At 73.0% G+C, this 19,854-nt stretch carries 19 protein-coding genes; 15 read left to right on the forward strand and 4 right to left on the reverse strand.

Annotation, left to right across the window (positions count from 1 at the left end):
- Window positions 1-148 precede the first annotated feature (148 nt).
- The 3 genes from ACFOVU_RS28095 to ACFOVU_RS28105 are packed head-to-tail and all read right to left on the reverse strand — an operon-like array spanning window position 149 to window position 3,287.
- A complete protein-coding gene (locus ACFOVU_RS28095; RefSeq protein WP_378538437.1) occupies window positions 149-805 on the reverse strand; it encodes a response regulator in 657 nt (218 codons plus the stop codon).
- The gene (locus tag ACFOVU_RS28100; RefSeq protein WP_378538439.1) at window positions 802-1,827 is read right to left on the reverse strand and encodes a sensor histidine kinase; all 1,026 of its coding nucleotides are present in this window, start codon (window positions 1,825-1,827) and stop codon (window positions 802-804) included. Before ACFOVU_RS28100 ends, ACFOVU_RS28095 begins: the two co-directional genes overlap by 4 nt.
- On the reverse strand, window positions 1,824-3,287 hold the full coding sequence (locus tag ACFOVU_RS28105; protein WP_378538440.1) for a serine hydrolase domain-containing protein: 1,464 nt from the start codon (window positions 3,285-3,287) through the stop codon (window positions 1,824-1,826). Before ACFOVU_RS28105 ends, ACFOVU_RS28100 begins: the two co-directional genes overlap by 4 nt.
- Window positions 3,288-3,494: 207 nt before the next feature.
- Here ACFOVU_RS28105 and ACFOVU_RS28110 point away from each other — a divergent pair, with 207 nt between their 5' ends.
- From ACFOVU_RS28110 to tsaD, 15 genes are all read left to right on the forward strand, one after another.
- Window positions 3,495-4,406, forward strand: a complete 912-nt coding sequence (locus tag ACFOVU_RS28110; protein ID WP_378538442.1) for a CPBP family intramembrane glutamic endopeptidase — start codon at window positions 3,495-3,497, stop codon at window positions 4,404-4,406.
- A gap of 5 nt (window positions 4,407-4,411) precedes the next feature.
- Window positions 4,412-5,341: a CPBP family intramembrane glutamic endopeptidase gene (locus ACFOVU_RS28115; protein ID WP_378538443.1), complete on the forward strand. Its 930-nt coding sequence runs from the start codon at window positions 4,412-4,414 to the stop codon at window positions 5,339-5,341.
- 221 nt (window positions 5,342-5,562) lie between these two features.
- Window positions 5,563-7,629 (forward strand): RNA degradosome polyphosphate kinase, encoded by a 2,067-nt coding sequence (locus ACFOVU_RS28120; protein ID WP_378538445.1) that lies wholly within the window; start codon window positions 5,563-5,565, stop codon window positions 7,627-7,629.
- Window positions 7,622-8,635: an NUDIX domain-containing protein gene (locus ACFOVU_RS28125; protein WP_378538447.1), complete on the forward strand. Its 1,014-nt coding sequence runs from the start codon at window positions 7,622-7,624 to the stop codon at window positions 8,633-8,635. The genes ACFOVU_RS28120 and ACFOVU_RS28125 overlap by 8 nt, the downstream gene beginning before the upstream one ends.
- Before the next feature lie 31 nt (window positions 8,636-8,666).
- Window positions 8,667-9,107, forward strand: a complete 441-nt coding sequence (locus ACFOVU_RS28130; protein WP_378538448.1) for an SRPBCC family protein — start codon at window positions 8,667-8,669, stop codon at window positions 9,105-9,107.
- 184 nt (window positions 9,108-9,291) lie between these two features.
- The gene (locus ACFOVU_RS28135) at window positions 9,292-10,164 is read left to right on the forward strand and encodes a hypothetical protein (RefSeq protein WP_378538450.1); all 873 of its coding nucleotides are present in this window, start codon (window positions 9,292-9,294) and stop codon (window positions 10,162-10,164) included.
- A 32-nt stretch (window positions 10,165-10,196) separates the two neighbouring features.
- Window positions 10,197-10,472, forward strand: a complete 276-nt coding sequence (locus tag ACFOVU_RS28140; protein WP_378538451.1) for a hypothetical protein — start codon at window positions 10,197-10,199, stop codon at window positions 10,470-10,472.
- A 146-nt stretch (window positions 10,473-10,618) separates the two neighbouring features.
- Complete coding sequence (locus ACFOVU_RS28145) at window positions 10,619-12,451, forward strand: sensor histidine kinase (RefSeq protein WP_378538453.1); 1,833 nt, start codon at window positions 10,619-10,621, stop codon at window positions 12,449-12,451.
- A gap of 31 nt (window positions 12,452-12,482) precedes the next feature.
- Window positions 12,483-13,157 (forward strand): response regulator, encoded by a 675-nt coding sequence (locus ACFOVU_RS28150; RefSeq protein ID WP_378538533.1) that lies wholly within the window; start codon window positions 12,483-12,485, stop codon window positions 13,155-13,157.
- Window positions 13,158-13,334: 177 nt separating this feature from the next.
- Window positions 13,335-14,594, forward strand: a complete 1,260-nt coding sequence (locus ACFOVU_RS28155) for an alpha/beta hydrolase family protein (protein ID WP_378538454.1) — start codon at window positions 13,335-13,337, stop codon at window positions 14,592-14,594.
- Between the two features lie 85 nt (window positions 14,595-14,679).
- The gene (gene alr, locus ACFOVU_RS28160) at window positions 14,680-15,801 is read left to right on the forward strand and encodes an alanine racemase (RefSeq protein ID WP_378538456.1); all 1,122 of its coding nucleotides are present in this window, start codon (window positions 14,680-14,682) and stop codon (window positions 15,799-15,801) included.
- 98 nt (window positions 15,802-15,899) lie between these two features.
- Complete coding sequence (gene tsaE, locus ACFOVU_RS28165; protein WP_378538457.1) at window positions 15,900-16,397, forward strand: tRNA (adenosine(37)-N6)-threonylcarbamoyltransferase complex ATPase subunit type 1 TsaE; 498 nt, start codon at window positions 15,900-15,902, stop codon at window positions 16,395-16,397.
- Window positions 16,398-16,408: 11 nt separating this feature from the next.
- Window positions 16,409-17,083 (forward strand): tRNA (adenosine(37)-N6)-threonylcarbamoyltransferase complex dimerization subunit type 1 TsaB, encoded by a 675-nt coding sequence (gene tsaB / locus ACFOVU_RS28170; protein ID WP_378538459.1) that lies wholly within the window; start codon window positions 16,409-16,411, stop codon window positions 17,081-17,083.
- The gene (gene rimI, locus ACFOVU_RS28175; RefSeq protein WP_378538461.1) at window positions 17,071-17,553 is read left to right on the forward strand and encodes a ribosomal protein S18-alanine N-acetyltransferase; all 483 of its coding nucleotides are present in this window, start codon (window positions 17,071-17,073) and stop codon (window positions 17,551-17,553) included. The genes tsaB and rimI overlap by 13 nt, the downstream gene beginning before the upstream one ends.
- Complete coding sequence (gene tsaD, locus ACFOVU_RS28180; protein WP_378538463.1) at window positions 17,550-18,590, forward strand: tRNA (adenosine(37)-N6)-threonylcarbamoyltransferase complex transferase subunit TsaD; 1,041 nt, start codon at window positions 17,550-17,552, stop codon at window positions 18,588-18,590. Before rimI ends, tsaD begins: the two co-directional genes overlap by 4 nt.
- Window positions 18,591-18,666: 76 nt before the next feature.
- On the opposite strand, the gene ACFOVU_RS28185 is transcribed toward tsaD, so the two are convergent.
- Window positions 18,667-19,650 (reverse strand): phage baseplate protein, encoded by a 984-nt coding sequence (locus tag ACFOVU_RS28185; RefSeq protein ID WP_378538464.1) that lies wholly within the window; start codon window positions 19,648-19,650, stop codon window positions 18,667-18,669.
- Between the last annotated feature and the right edge of the window lie 204 nt (window positions 19,651-19,854).

Here is a 19,854-nt window from a genome sequence, read left to right on the forward strand (position 1 = left end):
CGGCCCGCCTGCCGGCCGGTCCGTTCCCGGCCGCCGGCCGCGCCGCCCGCTCCTCAGGGCTCCCCCGGGGAGCGGGCGGCGCCGTGTCCGCCCGGTCGACGTGCGGACCGGGGCCGCGGGCCCGCCCCCGGAAGCGGGCGGCGGCGCGTCAGCCGTCGGCCATCCCCGCCCGGTAGGCGATGATCGCCGCCTGGACGCGGTTCTCGGCACCGAGCCGCACCAGGATGGCGCTGACGTGCCCCTTGACCGTCCCCTCGGAGAGGAAGAGGCGGTCGGCGATCCGCTGGTTGGACATCCCCTGCGCGAGGAGCGCCAGCACGTCGCGCTCGCGCCCGGTGAGCGCCGCCACTTGCGCGCGGGCCTGCTCGTAGCGGGCGAACCGACCGTCACCGCGCAGCGCGGAGATCACCCGGTGGGCGATGCGCGGCGACAGGCAGGCGGCGCCGTCGGCGGCCGCGTGCACCCCGGCCACCAGCTCCCGCGGGTCGGAGGCCTTGAGCAGGAAGCCGCTCGCCCCCTCCTCCAGCGCGCGGGCGACGAAGGCGTCCTCGTCGAAGGTGGTCAGCATGACGACCGCCACCGAGGGCTGGCCGCGGCGCAGCTCGGCCGCGGCGTCCAGGCCGTCCATGCGCGGCATGCGGATGTCCAGCAGCGCGACATCGGGCCGGTGCGCCCGCGCGAGCTCCACCGCCTCGCGCCCGTCGGCGGCCTCGGCGACGACCTCGATGCCCGGGTCGGTGTGCAGGATCGCCTTCACGCCCGCGCGGAGCATGGCCTCGTCGTCGGCCACCAGGACCCGGATCATGCGCCGTCCCCCCGCTCCGCTCGGTCCCCGTGCTGTGCTGTGCCCGCTGTGTGCGGCTCGACCGGGATCCGGGCGGCCACCGTGAAGCCCTCGGCTGAGGGCCCGGCCCGCAGGTCGCCGCCGAGCAGCCCGACGCGTTCCCGCAGGCCCGCCAGGCCGCTGCCGGATCCGGAGCCGGAGCCGGCCGGGCCGGGGCCGGCCACCGGGTTGGCCACCGTGACCACGACCGCGTCCGGCCCCCGTTCGACGGTCACGGACACCCGCGCACCCGGCGCGTGGCGGGCGGCGTTGGTCAGCGCCTCCTGGACCACGCGGTGCACGGCCCGGTCCACGAGCGGCGGCAGCGGTCCGGTCCCACCGCGCAGCGCGAGGCCGACGGCCATCCCGGCGTCGCGCGACCGGGCGACCAGCGCCTCCACCGGCTCGCCCGGGGGCTCGGTGGCGGCGTCGCGGTCCTCGTTCAGCATCCCGATGGTCCGGCGCAGGAGGTCGGTGGCGGCGACCGCCGAGGCGCGCAGCCCGGCCGCCGCCTCGCGGGTGCCCGCGTCGGCCTCGGCCGCCAGCTCCAGCGCGCCCGCGCGCACCGTGATCAGCGCCAGCTCGTGGCCGAGTGAATCGTGCATGTCCGCGGAGATGCGGGCGCGCTCCCGCAGCCGGGCCCTCTCGGCGATGAACCCCTGCTCCCGTTCCAGCGTGGCGATCCGCTCCCGGCCGGCCTCGATGAGGGCGCTCTGCTGGCGCCGGAACCGGCCCGCCAGCCACGGCAGCGCGACGGCGAGGGCCAGCGAGAAAAGCATGGTGACGCCCTGGCCGCGGTCGACCGCCATGGCGGCCGCGCCCACGGCGCCGGCTCCGGCGAGCACCCACCGGTCCCACGCCGATGGCAGGTGGCGCCCGTGCAGGTAGGACGCCACGCCCAACGGGAGGTACAGGAACTGGCGCCAGGCGGGCAGCCCCACGGTGTCGACGCCGTTGAGCTCCGCGGCGAGGGCGAGGACCGCCAGCACGACGCCGTTGATCATGTCCGTGACCCTACCCGCGCCATCCGGACGAGTCGGGAGCCGGCGGTGGCCAGCCCCGCTGCGGCCGCCGCCCCGAGGGTCAGCGTCAGCGGAAGCGGGAAGTAGGTCATCTGCTCCCAGGTCACCTCGCGGCCATTGCTGAGGACCTCGATGGCCGTGGGGTAGAGCGCGAACAGTGCGACCGGCAGGAGCACGGGGACCATGCGCAGCGCGGTGCGCCACGCCGGCCGCCCGGCGCGCTTGAGCGCCCACCGCCCGGAACGGGCCACGCCGGTCGCCCCGAGGCCGACCGCCACCACCGCGCCCGCGGCGAGGGCGGCGTCGGTCATGGCGCGCCCGCTGCCCGGCGCCTCCGGCTGCCGGCCCTCGCTCAGCGCCGCCAGCCCCAGCAGGACGGGGTAGGTCGCGTCGGCCAGCGCCGCGCCGTTGGTCAGCACCGCGAACCCGTACCCCGTCTCGGGGGAGAACCCCTGGATCGCGCTGTAGGTGAACAGGTTGCCGCTGTGCATCATCAGCTCGCCGCCTCCGGGCAGGGGCTCGGGGGACCAGCCCATCGCGTAGTCGTCCACCTCTGAGGGGGCGTACATGATGTCGAGGAGGTCCCGGTCCACCGGTGCCCGGTCGCCCGTGTGCGCGAGGAGCCAGCGCCCCATGTCCGCGGCGTCGGTGATGATCCCGCCCGCCCCGTTGAAGTTGAGGAACCCCGTCAGTTCCGGGCGGGACACCCAGACACCGTAGACGGAGTTCAGGCCGTTCGCGGGCGTGATCTCGGCCTCGTCCAGCGTGCTGTGGTCCATCCCCAGCGGGTCGAACACCGCTTCGCGCATGTAGGCGGCGAACGGCCGTCCGCTCGCCACCTCGACCAGCCGCGCGGCGACCTCGAAGTTGACGTTGCAGTAGCGGTAGTCCGTGCCGGGGTCCGCGGCGAGCGACCCGGCCTCCAGCAGGGACATGTACCCGGACAGCGACGACGCGTCGCGCAGGCCCTCGACGTCGATCGTCGTGTCGGAGAACCCGGAGGTCTGGTTGAGCAGGTGGCGCACGGTGATCTCGCCGGCGCGCGGGTCGTCCATGGCGAAGCCGGGGAGCTGGCCGGCGACGGTGCCGTCCAGGTCGATCGCGCCGTCCTGGACCAGCGTCATCACCGCCATGGCGGTGAACGACTTGGTGACCGACGCGATCCGCATGGGTGTCTCCGCCGTCACCGGGGCGCCCGTGGAGTCGTGCCCGTAGCCGGCGGTGTGCACGATGTCGTCCCCGCGGGTGACGGCGACCGCCATCCCGGGCTGCCCGGTGGCGTCCATGACGTCGCCGAGGTAGGCGTCGATGGTCTCGGGCGTCAGTTGCTCGCCGGGCCCGGGGACGTCGTAGGCGGTGCCGGCGAGCGCCGGAGCGGCGCCGAGCACCGTCGCGGCGGCGATCCCGGCCGCCGCGGCAAGGGCTGTGAGCTTGGTCTTCACATCATCTCCACTCATCGGGGGCGAGGGAGAATCTAGGAACCGGGACCGGTGCGGCGGATCCGCCGATGCGCCGGGACCACCCCCGACGAAAGTCAGGGGCGGCGGTCCCGGGCGGCCGTTCACACGGAGTAACGACATACCGTTGTCATTGCGTCACTTTTGGTTTCTCTCGGGGCAGACTGAGGCTCTGACCTGGGAGGGAAGCAGGTGGCGCACGCGTACGGATGGAGGCTGCGGGCAGGTGCGGCGGCGGCCGCCGTGGTGCTCGTGGCCGTGCTGTACAGCTCCCCCGGGCTGGCCGCGGCGGGCAAGGGCGTCATATCCGTCACCATCTGGCTGCCCGCGGCCGCCGGCATCCTCCTGAGCTACGCGGCGACCCCGTTCGAGCGGCGGCACGAACTCGACGTCCGGATCTTCTCGGTGCTCGACGGGCACCCGGTCCGCCGTGAGCTGTGCTGGCTCATCGTCTGCCTGCTGGCCTTCATCGGCGGCACCATCGGGCTCGCGGCGCTGTTCCACGCGATCAGCACGGACATCCCGTTCGTGATCTCGGTTCCGGCGGTGCGGGTGATCTTCCTGTTCGTGCTGCCGATCCTGTTCGTGGACCAGGCCGGGTGGACCGTGAGCGGCCAGGCCACGGCGATGCCGTCTCTGGCCATGTCGGTCGGCGACCGCTGGCGGTGGGTGGGGCTGCTTCCGATCGTGGCGGTCCTCGCGCTCATCGCGGTGACCGTCCACCCGGTCGCCCTCCACGAGGCCCGCCTCGTCTTCCTGACCGCGGTGGTCGCCTTCTTCGCGGTGGCGATCCCCGAGGAGATCTTCTTCCGCGGCATGGTGCAGACCCGGCTGGAGTGGCTGATGGGCCGGTGGGGCGGCATCGCCGTCGCCGCGGTCATCTTCGGGCTGACCTACGCGGCGGTGAAGAACTACTTCGAACTGTCGCCCCTGAGCATGCAGTCGACGGCCGTCCCCTGGTACTTCGCGGTGCTGATCTACAGCGTGCTCGGGCTGCTCTACGGCTGCGTCTGGTCGTTCTACCGCAACATCTGGCTGAGCATCCTGCTGCGCGGCGGGGTCCTGACCCTCGCCGTCGCGCCGACCCTGCAACTGATCGGGTGAGCCGGATGAGACGGGTCAACGAGAACCCGGCGGCGCGCCGGGCCATCGTCGCGGCGGGCGCCGCGGTGCTCCTCGCCTCGGCCGCGGTGCTCTACGCAACCGGCCACACCGTGGTGCCCGGGTCCGAGGACTACCGGCCGGGGCCGGTGTGGCGCGTGTGGGTGCCCGTGGTGGCGGCGATGGTGGCCATCCGCCTGGTGCCGTGGCACACGCCGAGCGGCCCGGTCGACGAGCGGCTGCGCGGCAAGATGCGCGGCCGGTGGCCGCGGCTCGACCTGTTCGTGCTGGTGGTGTGCCTGCTCGGGTTCGCCGCCGCCGACCCGGTGCTGTCGTCGGTGCTGCACATGGTCAGCCCGGTCCTCACCCCGCTGTCCTACTTCCTCGCCAAGGTGTTCTTCCTGTTCCTGGTGCCGGTCATGCTGGTCGGGGCCGCCGGCGTGCTGCGCTACGACACCGGCCCCGACCTGCCGCGCCTGTCGCTGTGGGTCTCCGAGGCGTGGCGGTGGGGCGGGCTGGCCGCGATCGCGGTCTACGCGCTGGTCGCGGTGTCGCCGTGGGCCGCGCAGCCGCCTATGGCCGGCACCGAGGTGCCCGACCGCTTCACCGCGGTCCTGGTGATCACGATCAGCCTGCTGTCGTCGCCGGTCCTGGAGGAGATCTTCTTCCGCGGCATGCTCCAGACGCGGCTGGAGTTCGTCCTCGGGCGCTGGCCGGGGATCGTGACCGCCTCGCTGGCCTACGCAGTCTTCAGCCTGGTCGGCGGCGGCCTGCCCAACGGGCTGACCGTGGCCCTGGCCATGACGGTCTGCGTGCAGGGGGTCGCCGGGGTGATGTACGGCTACCTGTGGTCGCGCTACCGGAACATGTGGCTGAACGTGCTCCTGCACTCGTTCATCACCCTGCTGGCGCCGGTGCCCCTGTCCTTCTGGGGGTAGCTCCCGGGCTGCGCAGGGGTAGCTCCCGGGCTCCGTGGGGATGCGGTGCCCTGCGCTTCGGGTGTGACCCTTTCCTCCGGTGAAACGGGAGGTCGGAAGGGAGATTCACCCGCAGAACGGGTATGGATGATCCATATTGATCATGTTTCGGACGTCATCTCGTTCTCGCTTGTTCATGGGAATGGGGGAATCTGCGAGCCGTGAGTGTGGAACCGGTACGCATGGATCACAGCAACGACGACCTCCCTCTCGACCGCTTCCTCGACCGGGAGGAGGGATGGCTGCGCTTCAACCAGCGTGTCCTCGAACTCGCCGAGGACACCTCCATACCCCTGCTCGAGAGGGTGCGGTTCCTGGCGATCTTCTCCAGCAACCTGGACGAGTTCTTCATGGTCCGCGTCGCCGGTCTCAAGCGCCGGCTGGCGACGGGAGTGGCCGTCGCCTCGCCCAGCGGCCACCACCCCCGCGACCTGCTCAGCCGCATCTCCGAGGTCACCCGTGAGCTGATGCTCCGCCACGCCCACTGCTTCGAGGACTCGGTCGCCCCGGCCCTTGCGGAAACCGGGATCCGCATCGTCCGCTGGGCGGAGCTGGAGGACACCGACCGCCGACGCATGCGCCGCTTCTTCACGCGGTCCGTCTACCCGGTGCTCACCCCCTTCACCGTCGACCCCGCCCACCCGTTCCCCTACATCTCCGGGCGCTCCCTCAACCTCGCCGTCACCGTCCGCGACCCCCGCACCGCGCGGCGGACGTTCGCCCGGGTCAAGGTCCCCTCCGTGCTGCCGCGCTTCATCGAGCTCCACGACCACCGCTTCGTGCCGGTGGAGGACGTCATCGCCGAGCATCTGCCCGAGCTGTTCGAGGGCATGGAGGTCCAGGAGCACCACGCGTTCCGGGTCACCCGCAACGCCGACCTGGAGGTCGACGAGGACGAGACCGACGACCTCGTGCAGTCGCTGGAGAACGAGCTGCTGCGGCGCCGCTTCGGCCCGCTGGTCCGCCTGGAGGTGGAGCAGACGATCTCCCCCGAGGTGCTGGACATCCTCACCGGCGAGCTGGGCGCCGACCCCGAGGAGATCTACCGGGTGCCGGGGCCGCTCAACCTCGCCGGCCTGTCCCAGATCGCCGACATCGACCGCCCCGAGCTCACCTTCCCCCCGATGGTGCCCATCGAGCCGCGCCCCCTCACCGGCGACGACCTCTACGCCGCGTTCCGCGCCGGCGAGGTCCTGGTCCACCACCCCTACGAGTCCTTCGCCGCCACCACCGAGCGGTTCCTGGAGCTGGCCGCCACCGACCCCGACGTCGTCGCCATCAAGCAGACCCTCTACCGCACCAGCGGCGACTCCCCGATCGTCGAATCCCTGATCGAGGCGGCCCGCTCCGGCAAGGAGGTCGTGGCGCTCGTCGAGATCAAGGCCCGCTTCGACGAGCAGAACAACATCCAGTGGGCGCGCAAGCTGGAGGAGGCCGGCTGCCACGTCGTCTACGGCGTGGTCGGCCTCAAGACCCACTGCAAACTCGCGCTCGTGGTGCGCCAGGAGGACGACGGCTCGCTGCGCCGCTACTGCCACGTCGGAACCGGCAACTACAACCCGCGCACCGCCCGCGCCTATGAGGACCTCGGCCTGTTCAGCGCCGACCCCGAGGTAGGGGCCGACCTCAGCGACCTGTTCAACCACCTCACCGGGTTCTCCCGCAAGCGCGGCTACCGCCGGCTGCTCGTCGCCCCCACCGGCCTGCGCGAGGACCTGATGCGGCTGATCCGCAACGAGGTCGAGCAGCACGCCCAGGGCGCGCCCGCGCGCATCCGCATCAAGGTCAACTCCCTGGTCGACGAGGAGATCATCGACGCGCTGTACGCGGCGTCGCGGGCCGGCGTGCCCATCGACCTGTGGGTGCGTGGCAGCTGCGTGCTCCGGCCCGGCGTCCCCGGGCTGTCGGAGACCATCCGGGTGCGCAGCATCCTCGGCCGCTACCTGGAGCACTCCCGCGTGTTCGTGTTCGAGAACGGAGGGTCGCCCGACGTGCTGATCGGTAGCGCCGACCTCATGCCGCGCAACCTGGACCGCCGCGTGGAGGCGCTGATCCGGGTGGCCGAGCCCGAGCACGCCGCCCGCCTGGTCGGGCTCATGGACCTTGCCATGTCCGACGGCACCTCGTCGTGGCGCATGGCGGCCGACGGCGCCTGGACGCGCGTCACCCGCGACGACGCGGGCGAGCCGCTGCTCGACCTCCAGAACACCCTGCGGGGCGACCGCCACCTGCGGGTCGTCGATGTCTGAGCCCCGCGCCCCCCTCGGCGAGCCCGTCGTCACCAGCGCCTTCCCACCGCGCGACACCGCCCCAGGCGGCTACCTGGAGCCCATCCGCGCCGCCGGCGCCGTCCTGTGGCGGCCGCGCCAGGGCGGCCCCGCCGGGGACGGCGACACGGCCGCCTCCGACCGCGAGGTCCTGCTCGTGCACCGCCCCGACCGCGGTGACTGGACCCTGCCGAAGGGCAAGCTGAAGAACGGGGAGCACACGCTCACGGCCGCCGTCCGGGAGGTCACCGAGGAGACCGGCTGCGTGCCCGTCATGGGCCGGCGGCTGCCCCCGCAGCGCTACCTCAAGAACGGCTGGCCCAAGCAGGTCGAATGGTGGGCCGCCACCCCAGCGGGGGCGGGGATGTCGGCCTTCGCCCCCAACGACGAGATCGACGCCGCGGAGTGGGTCGGCCTCGGCGCGGCCCGCGACCGGCTGACCTACGGCCACGACGTGCAGGTGCTCGACAACTTCGCGCTGGGCCCGGCGCGCACCGTGCCGGTGGTCGTGCTGCGCCACGCAACGGCCGGGGAGAAGGGCGGCGCCGGCGACGACCTGCTCCGCCCGCTCGACACCGCCGGGCGCGCGGACGCGGTGGAACTGGCCGACGTCCTGGGCGCCTTCGGGGCGATGGCGGTCGTCAGCTCGGCCGCGGCCCGCTGCACCGAGACGGTGCTGCCCTACGCGATGGCGCATTCGGCCGCCGTGGCCACCGGCTACCCCTACACGGTTGGCGCGGGCGCCGACGGCGGGTTCGACGTCGAGGGCGCCCGCGAGGCCTTCGCCGGGCTGCTGGACCGGCGCCGCCCGACGCTGCTGTGCACCCACGGGGAGCTGGTCGGGGGGCTGCTGCGCGACGCGCTGGGCCGCCTGGGCGCGGCGATCCCGCAGCAGCCGGGGCTGCGCAAGGGGTCGTTCTGGGTGATCCACCTCGACGCCGCGGACGGCGGCCTGGCCGGCGCCGAACGGCACTCCGCCCGGGGGTAGGAGAGCGGGCGGGGGCTGAGATGATGCCGCCATGGCCGAACACAGGATTTCGCGCAGCGTCGTGATCGACGCGCCTGCGGACAAGATCTTCGACATCATCGCCGACCCGCGCCGCCACGCCGAGATCGACGGATCGGGCACCGTCCAGGAGCTCGTCGACGGCCCGGACCGCCTCGGCCCCGGCGACCGCTTCGGCATGGCCATGCGGATCCGGGTGGGCTACAAGATGGCCAACCGCGTGGTCGAGTTCGAGGAGAACCGCCTGCTGGCCTGGCGCCACATCGGCCCCCACCGCTGGCGCTGGGAGCTGGAGCCCCTGGCGGACGGCAGCACCCGGGTCACCGAGACCTTCGACTACTCGGGCCCAACGGCCGCGTTGTACATGCTCGGCGGCGCCCCGCAACGCAACGCCCGCAGCATCGAGCGCACGCTGCCCCGGCTGAAGGCCATCGCGGAGAATCCGGCGGACTGATGCGCGCCGGGCCGCGGTCGGGAGCACCAAGCGGCCCGGCCGATGACCGTTTTCGGGGATACGGTCCCGGGGATGGCCTTTTCTGTGCGGAGTGAAAATCAACCCGCGAGAAATTCCAGGGACATTCCCGGACATTGCGCCATTGCCCTGCGCGGCGAGTTGCGAATCGCCCTACGTTCCTGGCATGCCATCTTTGGAACACGAAGTTCCCTTGGATATGATCCGGAAAACCCCGGGTGTGGCGGTCGAGATGCTCGGCCGCGTTTCCACTGGGAAATTGCCCGATTATGCCCGCGTCCGATGTGACTCGGGCGACGCCACGAACATCAACCCCGCCGAGCTGCGGGTCGACTCCCTCATCGTGTGTGAGGACGCCGACGGCAACCCGCAGCTGGCGATCATCGTCGAGGTCCAGCTCAGAACGGCCCAGGAGAAACGCCGGAGCTGGCCCCAGTACGCGACCAACATCCATGCGCGCCTGGGCTGTCCGGTGGAGCTGCTGGTCGTGGCCCCCTCGGAAAGTGTCGCCGAGTGGTGCGCCACGACGATCGACTTCGGCTGCGGCGAGGTGAGGCCCGTGGCCCTGCCCCTGACCCGCCTGGAGCCGTACACCGACCCTGACGATGCGGCGCGCCACCCGGACTTCGCGATCCTCGCCGCCGCAGCCAGCCGCACCGAGGACGAGACGGTGCTGAAAGCGCTGGCCCCAACCCTGAACGCCTATATCAAATCGGCGGGTCCCCGATATGCTGAGTATGTATATGCGGCCCTGTCGCCCAGAGCCAAGAAGTACCTGGAGGGTGCTGTGAAACTGGACAACATGGACTACCAGATGCCGATCTTCCAGCAGCCTTTCCGCGAGGGCAAGGCAGAGGGCAGGGCCGAAGGCAAGACCGAGGCCAAGGTGGAGAGCATCCTTCAGGCCCTCGACATCCGCGCGATCAGCCTCTCCGACGCCGACCGGGAGCGGATCAGCTCCTGCACCGAGCTCGGCACCCTCGACATGTGGTTCGTTCGTGCGCTCACTGTCGGCAGTGCCGAAGAGCTCTTCCGGTAGCAACGACCCCGCGGTGAACGGTGAAGGGCGTCATGGACCTCGACGACTACGAGTACAAAATGCCGCTCCTCCAGCGCCCTTTCCTTGAAGGTCGGGAGCTGGGCCTGAGGAAGGGCGAAGTGAAAGGAAGAGCAGCGGGTAGGGCAGAGGCCAAGGCGGAGGCGATCCTCCAGGTTCTCGCTGGGCGGGGGATCGCACTCTCCGACTCCCAGCGGGAGCGGGTCATCTCCTGCGACGACCTCGGCATCCTCAACATATGGATCAGCCGGGTGGGGGTAGTGGAGAGCGCGAAAGGTCTCCTCGGCTGACCGTCCCGCGACGACCGAACTCCCGACGGGCGTTCGCGTCCGTCGGGAACATCTGGCTCCGCTCACGGGCGCGCCCCTATTCACTCGGGCGTCCTACAGTGATCGTGTAGGAGTGGCTGGTGCTGTGGTGCTCATAGCGGTCGGTGATGAACCCTGTTGAACTTCGTCGCCGGGTGCGGGTCAAGTGGCCCGCGCCCGGTTTTGTTGTGCTTTGGGCGGGGCTCACGGCGCTGCTGGCGGTGGAAACGCTCGCGGGGCCGGTGGGGGAGTGGCGGGTGGGGGTGTTCGTCGCCGGGGCCTTGCTGCTCGCTCTGAGCTTCGCGCTGGCGCGACCCCGGTCGCTGCTTGCTCTGGTTCCGGCCCTGGCGGCGGTGGTGTTCGCGCCCCTGTTCGCGGATTCGGCGGGGCCGTCCGCGGGGGCGCTGCCGTTGTTCGTCACCCCTTTCGCGGCGCTTGTGCCGCTCGGCTATCTGGCCGGGCGGCGGGGGACGGCACCGCGTCCGTTCCTCGTCCTGGCGGCCGCGGCGGCCGTCGCCGGTCTGGCAGTCGGGGTGGTGGCCGGTGCAGTTGAGACCGGCGCCTTCGGTGCCGTCTCCGCGGTCCTCGACTGGCCCGTGCTGCTGCTCGCCGGGACCGCTGCATTGGCCGCACCATGGCTGTTCGGACGCTATCGGTGGCAGGCGGCGGACCTGGTCCGGGCGGGCTGGGAGCGCGCCGAGCTGCTGGAGGCGCTGCGGCGCGACGGCGACGAGCGTGCCCGGCTGCGCGAGCGGGCCCGGATCGCCCAGGACATGCACGACTCGCTGGGCCACGACCTCAGCCTCATCGCCTTGCGCGCCGCTGCCCTTGAGGTCGCGTCCGGCATCGGAGCCGAGCATCGGGAGGCCGCCGCCGTCCTGCGGGCCGACGTCGCCGCCGCGGCCGAGCGGCTGCGCGACGTCATCGGCGTCCTGCGCCCCGAAGGGGCCTCCGGGCCCACCGGTGCCGCCGACCGTGACGGTGCCGCCGACTGCGACGGCGGTACGGATCCCGGTGGCACCGCGGACCCTGATGGCATCGCCCGCCCGGACGGTGCGACCCGCCCCGATATCCCCGGGCTCGTCGGCCGGGCCGTCGCGGCGGGGATGCGGGTGGAGCTGACGTCCGAGGGCGACCCCGGCGGCGTCCCGGACATGGTCCGGCGGGCCGCGCACCGGATCGTGCAGGAGGCCCTGACCAACGCCGCCAAGCACGCGCCCGGCGCCGCCGTCACCGTTCTCCTGCGCCATACGGCGACGGAGACCGAGGTACGCGTCGTCAACGGTGCCCCGGCGGCCCCGACGACCACCGCGCAGGCCTCGGCGGCTTCCGGAGCCGACGCCGACGTGCGTCCCGTGGCCGGGGCTGGAACGGGACTGGCCGCCATGGCGGAACGCGCCCGGCTGCTCGGCGGTACGGTGCACGCCGCCCCGCAGGGCGAGGGTTTCGCGGTCGTCGCCGCGCTTCCGCACCGCGCCGATGCGGCCGGGCCGGAGCGCACCGACGCCGTCGGTCCGGACCACAACGATGCGGCCGGTCCGGAGCGCACCGGCCCTGTACCCACGACGGAGTCCGCCCGCCAGTACGAGGAACGCCGGCGCGGGGTGCGGCGCGGGCTGTCCGTTCTCCTCGTCGTGCCGGTGGCGGTGGCGGCCCTTCTCGGGGTGGTGCGGCTCGCCGCCGATGGCGCGGTGTCCACGGTCAACGGGCTCGACCCCGCCGTCTACGCCGACCTGCGCATCGGCCAGGACCAAGGGGATGCCGAGCGGCGGCTGCCGTTCTTCCGGATGTTCACGGAACCGGTCGGCGAGATGCCGCCCGCCCCGGCGGGCGCCGAGTGCGCGTACTACTGGTCGGCGCAGCAGACCGACGAGCGGAAGTTCTTCCGGCTATGTTTCGCGGAGGGCCGGCTGGTGGCCAAGGACGCGCTGCCGCTGAGCGCCCTGTCGCCGAGCCCGTGAACCGATGGACCGAGAACCGGAGACGCCCGCTGTGATCCGCGTGCTGCTGGCCGATGACGAGCCGCTCATCCGCGCCGGTGTGCGCGCCGTCCTGAGCGCCGACCAGGGGATCGAGGTGGTCGCCGAGGCCGCCGACGGCCGCGAGGCCGTTGAGCTGGCCCGCTCGCACCGCCCCGATGTGGCGCTGCTCGACATCATGATGCCGCGGCTCGACGGCCTCGCCGCCGCGGCCGAGATCTCCGCAGGGGTCCCGGGCACCGGCGTGATCATGCTGACGACCTTCGCCGAGGACGAGCACATCGCCCGTGCGCTCAGCGGGGGAGCGAGCGGGTACCTGCTCAAGCTGGGCGCGCCCGGCGAACTGCTCAGCGGGGTGCACGCGGTCGCCCAGGGAGCGGCCTATCTCTCGCCGCAGATCGCGCAGCGGGTCATCACGGCGCTGACCTCCGGCACCGCGGGCGGCCGGATGACGCGCGCCGCCCGTGCGCGCGAGCAGGTCGCCCGGCTGACCGACCGCGAGCGCGAGGTCCTTTCCCTCGTCGGCGCAGGCTGTTCCAACGCCGAGATCGCCCGCCGGCTGCACGTGGTGGAGGGGACGGTGAAGGTCTTCGTCAGCGCCATCCTCCGCTCCCTGGAGGTCCGCAACCGCGTCCAGGCCGCCATCGTCGCCTACGAGGCCGGCCTGGTGGACGAACGTCATCTCTGACCGGGCCATCTCCGGCCGCCGACCGTCGCGGCCGCCCGTCCGTTCCGGGGGTACGCGTCAGGCCACCGAGCCGTCGCATGCAGATCCGCCCGCTGCCGGGCCCTCTATCACTTTCGGCAAGCCAACGGGTTGCGAAGGTCGGATGGAACGCCGCGGCCGCGTCGGCACGCTGGAGCCATGACAGCATCCCGGTTTCCCTTCTCCCGGCGGCGGACGCTCGGCGTGTCCGCCGCCGCCGTGCTGGCCGCGGCCACCGTCGCCACGCTGCCCGCCCTCGCCGACAACTCGGCGGAGGGCGGCTCCGGCGGCCCCATTGAGATCATGCTGCCCGAGCCGACCGGCCGCCACGACATCGGCAGGGTCGACCTGCACCTGGTCGACGAGGACCGCGCCGACCCCTGGGACGACGAGGGCCGCCCCCGCGAGATCATGGCGAGCGTCTGGTACCCGGCCGGGCACGCCCCCGGCGCGCCACGCGCCCCCTACCTCTCGGCGGGGGTGGCCGACTACCTCGACCACGACCGCGCCACAGCGGCGGTGGGGATCGACCCCGGCGAGGTGGACTTCGCCGGAGCGCTCAGCAACGCCCGGACGGGCGCCCCCGTCGCCCGCGGGCTCGACGGCGCCCCGGTTGTGCTCTACTCGCCCGGCGGCGGCATGTCCCGGGCCATGGGGACCACCCTGGTGGAGGAGCTGGCGAGCAACGGCTACGTCGTCGTCACCGTCGACCACACCTACCAGGCGCCGGTGCAGCTACCCGACCGCTTCGAACCGCCCGCCCGGAACCCCGACTTCACGCAGGTCGTCCAAGAGCGCGTCGGCGATATCCGGTTCGTGCTCGACCGGCTGGAGGACGCCGCCGAGGACCGTGTCAGCGACGCCGCGGGACGGAGCCTCCCGCGCGGGCTCGGCGCCGCCATGGACCTGTCGCGGACCGGCATGTTCGGCCACTCCGCCGGCGGTTTCGCCACCGCCGAGGCCATGCTCGCCGACCCCCGCATCGGGGCCGGGATCAACATGGACGGCGACATGAGCCCGGACTATGCCCTGGAGACCGATGAACGGGGCACGGACCGCCCCTTCATGCTGATGAGTGCGGGCCACAACGGCGACGGCGACCCGCACGACATCGACCACGGTCTCGGCTGGCGTGGGTTCATGGACCGCTCCATCGGCTGGAAGCGGGCACCCCACCTGACCGAGGGCGAGCACATCGGCTACACCGACTTCCAGTCCGTGCTGCCCGCTATCGGCCGCTCCCTCGACCTCGACGAGCAGGCCGTGGCCGGCGCGATCGGCACCGTGGACCCTGAGCACAGCCTTGCCGCACAACGGGCCTACACCAGCGCCTTCTTCGACCTTCATCTGCGCGGACGGCAGACCGACCTCTTCGACGGCCCCTCGCCCGGCCACCCGGGCTGGGAGTTCCCCTCCTGAGCCCCTCGCGGCCGGGGCGCGTGCGCGCCCCGGCCGCGGTGCACGTCCGGCGCGTCTGTGCAGGCGGGCGTGCCAGACTTGGGTTATGCACGTGCACCATGCCGAAGCCCGGGTCGATCTCGGCGCCATCAGTGAGAACGCCCGGCTGCTGCGGCGCGGGGCGGGCGGGGCCGCGGTCATGGGGGTGGTCAAGGCCGACGGCTACGGCCACGGGATGGTGCCCGCTGCCCGCGCGCTGCTCGCCGGCGGGGCGACCTGGCTCGGCACCGCCTACATCGACGAGGCGCTCCAGCTGCGCGCCGCCGGGCTGGACGTGCCCGTGGTGGCGTGGATCCTGCCGCCCGGCGCCCCGCTGGCCGCGGCGGTCGCGGCCGGCATCGACCTCGGCGTCAGCGCCCCCGAGCTGATCGACGAGATCGGCGCCGCCGCCCACGAGGCCGGCCGCCCCGCCCGCGTCCACCTCAAGGCCGACACCGGCCTCAGCCGCGGCGGGGTCACCGCCGCCCAGTGGCCCGCCACCGTCGCCGCCGCCGCGCGCGCCGAGGCCGACGGCCTGCTGCGGGTCACCGGCCTGTTCTCCCACTTCGCCTGCTCCGACGAGCCCGGCCACCCCTCCATCGGTGCGCAGCTCTCGGCCTTCCACGAAGCGCTGGAGATCGCCGACAAGGCCGGGCTGCGGCCCGAGGTGCGCCACATCGCCAACTCCGCGGCCGCGCTCACCCTCCCCGAGGCCCGCTTCGACCTGATCCGCCCCGGCATCGCGGGCTACGGGATCACCCCCATCCCCTCGCTCACGGACACGGGGCTGCGGCCCGCCATGACGCTCAGCGCCCGGATCGCGCTGGTCAAGCAGGTGCCCGCGGGCAGCGGGGTCTCCTACGGCCACCGCTACACCACCGACCGCGCCACCCGCCTGGCGCTCATCCCCCTCGGCTACGGCGACGGCGTCCCGCGGGCGGCCACCAACACCGCCGAGGTGCTGGCCGCCGGGCAGCGGCGCCGCATCGCGGGCACGGTGTGCATGGACCAGTTCATGCTCGACATCGGCGAGGGCCCGGCGGTCGCCGGCGACGACGCCGTCCTGTTCGGCCCGGGCGACCGCGGCGAACCCACCGCGCAGGACTGGGCCGACGCCCTCGGCACCATCCCCTACGAGATCGTCACGCGGGTCGGCCCCCGGGTCCCCCGCACCTACACCGGAGCCTGACCCGGGCGGCCCGGGAAGACGTCGCAGCGGCGCGGCGTTGTGCCTACCCTGGTGAGGGGCGCCCACCGCCCCGGTTTCCGAGACGACCCTGCGAGCCGATGACCGACACCATGCGCACTTCCGACACCGCCACCGCCGCCGCCACCGTCGAGGCCGCGACCGACACCGCCATGCGCGCCCTGGGCCGCCATTTGGGCCGGCTGCTGCGCGCGGGCGACGTCGTCATCCTGTCCGGCCCGCTGGGGGCGGGCAAGACCACCCTCACCCAGGGGATCGGCGAGGGGCTGGGGGTGCGCGGCCCCGTGACCTCGCCGACCTTCGTGATCTCGCGCATCCACCCCTCCCTCTCGGGCGGCCCGGCGCTGGTGCACGTCGACGCCTACCGGCTCGGCGACTCCGGCGAGGTCGACGACCTGGACCTCGACAGCGAGCAGCCCCACTCCGTGACCATCGTCGAATGGGGCGAGGGCGTGGCCGAGGACCTGTCCGACGACCGGCTGGAGATCGTCATCGAACGCCGCTCCGACGACACCCGCGTCCTCCGGCTGACCGGTATCGGTGCCCGGTGGGCCGACGTGGCGCTCGGCGCGCAATAGGCTGGGCCACCGTGCTGCTCCTCGCTTTCGACACCGCGACCCCGGCGGTCACCGCCGCGGTCTGCGAATCCCGTGACGGCGACGTCCGCGTGCGGGCCGGGCTCTCTTCCGTCGACGCCCGGCGCCACGGCGAACTCCTCGCCCCCGGCATCGACGACGTCATGCGCCGTGCGGGCGCCGGGCTGTCCGAACTCACCCACATCGCGGTGGGGATCGGCCCGGGCCCCTACACCGGCCTGCGCGTCGGGCTGGCCACCGCTGGCGCGCTCGCCGATGCCCTGGGCATCCCCTGTCATGGCGTGGCCACGCTCGACGCCGTGGCCTTCGCCTCCGGCCGCCGCACGCCGTTCATCGCGGCCACCGACGCCCGGCGCAAGGAGGTGTTCTGGGCCCGCTACGAGGACGCCACCACCCGCACCGCCGACATCGCGGTCGACCGGCCCGCTGAGATCGACACCGGGGGGCTGCCGGTGATCGGCCACGGGGCGCAGATCTACGCCGATGTCTTCGGGCAGGACGTCGACATCGCCGCCCCGCTCTACCCCTCCGCCGAGGCCCTGGGCGAACTCGCGCTGCACCGGCTGTCGTCCGGCGCCGGGCTGCCCGAGCCCCGCCCCCTCTACCTGCGCCGACCCGACGCCACCGTGCCCGGAGCCCCGAAGAAGGTGCGCCAGTGGCAGGGGTGAGCGGCGGCGCCGAGCTGCGCCCGATGACCGAGGACGACCTCGCCGACGTCATGGAGCTGGAGCGCGCCCTGTTCCCCCAGGACGCGTGGACCGAGCAGATGATGCGCTCCGAACTCGCCGAGGACACCCGCCACTACTTCGTGGCCTGCATCGACGGCGAGATCGTCGGCTACGCCGGGCTGCGCTCGGTGCCGCCCCAGGGCGACGTGCAGACCATCGCCGTCGCAGCGCCCAGCCAGGGCCGGGGGGTCGGCCGGGCGCTGCTCACCGAGCTGCTGAACCGGGCGCGGCTGCTCGGCGTGGTCGACGTGTTCCTGGAGGTCCGCTCCGACAACCCCAGGGCACGCGAACTGTACCGCCGGTTCGGGTTCACCCCGATCGGCATCCGGCGCGGGTACTACACCGGCGCCGACGCGATCGTGATGCGCCGTTCCGACGGCGCCGCCGGCGAGGAGGCCACCACCCCGTGAGCGCGCGCGACCTGCCCCTGATCCTGGGGATCGAGACCTCCTGCGACGAGACCGGTGTCGGCCTGGTGCGCGGCTGCGAGCTGCTCGGCGACGAAGTCGCCTCCAGCGTCGACCAGCACGCCCGCTTCGGCGGCGTCGTGCCCGAGGTGGCCAGCCGCGCCCACCTGGAGGCGATGACCCCCACGGTGCGCCGGGCGCTCGACGCGGCCGGGGTGAAGCCGGCCGACATCGACGCGATCGCCGTGACGGCGGGCCCCGGCCTCGCCGGCGCGCTGCTGGTCGGGGTCTCCGCCGCGAAGGCCTACGCCATGGCGCTGGGCAAGCCGCTCTACGGGGTCAACCACCTCGTGGGGCACGTGGCCGTCGACCAGCTGGAGCACGGCCCGCTGCCCAAGCCCGCCGTGGCCCTCCTGGTCTCGGGCGGGCACACCTCGCTGCTCCTCGTGCGCGACCTCGCCACCGACGTCCGCTCGCTGGGCGACACCGTGGACGACGCCGCGGGCGAGGCCTACGACAAGGTCGCCCGGCTGCTGGGCCTGCCCTACCCGGGCGGGCCGCACGTCGACCGCGCCGCCCGCGAGGGCGACCCGGCGGCCATCCGCTTCCCGCGTGGCAAGTGGGGCGACGGCACCTACGACTTCTCCTTCTCCGGGCTCAAGACCGCCGTCGCCCGGTGGGTGGAGGACGCCGGGCGCAACGGGCGCGAGCTGCCCGTCCCCGACATCGCCGCGGCGTTCCAGGAGTCCGTGGTCGACGTGCTCACCCGCAAAGCGGTCGACGCCTGCACCGCGCACGGGGTGGGCCACCTGGTCATCAGCGGGGGAGTGGCGGCGAACTCGCGGCTGCGCGCGCTGGCCGCGGAGCGCTGCGCGGCGGCCGGGATCGAGCTGCGCGTGCCGCGCCCGCGGCTGTGCACCGACAACGGCGCGATGATCGCCGCGCTGGGCGCCGAGGTCGTGGCGGCCGGGCTGCCGCCGTCGGCCCTGGACCTGGCCACCGACACCTCTCTGCCGGTCGAGCAGCCCCTCGCCGGCTGAGGACCGGGCGGGCCGTTCTCCGGCCCGCGGACGGGCCGCGGGACACCCCGCGGCCCGCCGCTGTGCCGGGCGCCGGTCAGATGAACTCGTTCTTGTAGAAGAGGTTCGCCCGCCGGTCGCCGGAGACGCCCGAGGCGAACCCGAGGAACAGCCGCACCTGCCCGGCGTCGGTGCGGTAGACCCCCATCCCTTCGGGCTCGCGGAACTCCAGGCTCTCGCCGGCCCGGGTGAACCGGCGCTCCACCTCGGCGCCGGTGTTGAGGTTCACCGACGTGACGTGGGCGTTGCCGGGCGGCGGGTTGGAGGCGCTGTACGCGGTCCCGTCGTAGAGGTAGAGGAACTGGCCGTAGACGGCGTAGCCCTGGAAGGTGGGCGCGCCCGAACCGGAGAACCGGGCCGGCTGGGCGATGTCGGCGAGCTTGTTGCCGTAGTTTCCGTTGCGGACATCGGAGATCCGGTACACCGCGTACCGGACCCCGCTGCTGTTGCGGTAGCGCATGACAAGGGTGTTGTTGACCGGATCGGTCGCGCAGGTGATGAGATCGGCCCCGGCGATCGGCGTGTGCTTGGCCAGCGCCGACGACGTGTTGGTGAGCGTGGTCCCGTTGCTGAAGCGGAACCGGGCCAGCCGGGTGCCGCGCGTGTCGACGGAGTCGGTCTCGGTCCACAGGTAGGACGACGACCCCGACGGCTCCACGCCGATGGAGACCCCGTGGCCGAAGCCCATCAGGTACATGTGGCCCTGGCGGTTGCCGGCGAAGTCCAGCTGGGTGATGCACAGGTCGCCGTTGGCGTTGGACGAGGAGCCGTTCTTCAGCTGCGCCACGAAGAGCCGCTTGTTGACGTTGTCGAAGGTGAACGACTGCATCACGGTGTCGTCCTGGAGCGCCTTGTGGCGCCACAGGTCGTGCGACGGTGCGCTCAGGTCGAAACGGGGGGATGACGGCACGTCCGCGCTGGCGGGCGTGGCGGTGAAACCGAGTGCGGCCGCGACGCCGAGCCCGCCGCCGGCGGCGAGCAGGGAGCGTCGGGTCGGTCCATGGCGGAATTCGGGGGGCATGACGGTTTCCTCCGAGTTGCCGATCAACGGTCGGAGGATTCTTACAAATCCCCGCGGCTGGGGAAAGCATCCCTGTTCACGGCGGCGCGGACGTGGCGGCGAAGCGAATTCCGGGCAACGGGCACGACGCCGGGCCGGGGCCGCGCGGCCGTTGCCATGGGGCACCGCGGGGAACCGCGAAACCCGGACCCCCGGAAACGCGGC

The organism is Nocardiopsis sediminis, from assembly GCF_042650565.1.
GTDB classification, from domain to species: Bacteria; Actinomycetota; Actinomycetes; order Streptosporangiales; family Streptosporangiaceae; genus Nocardiopsis_B; species Nocardiopsis_B sediminis.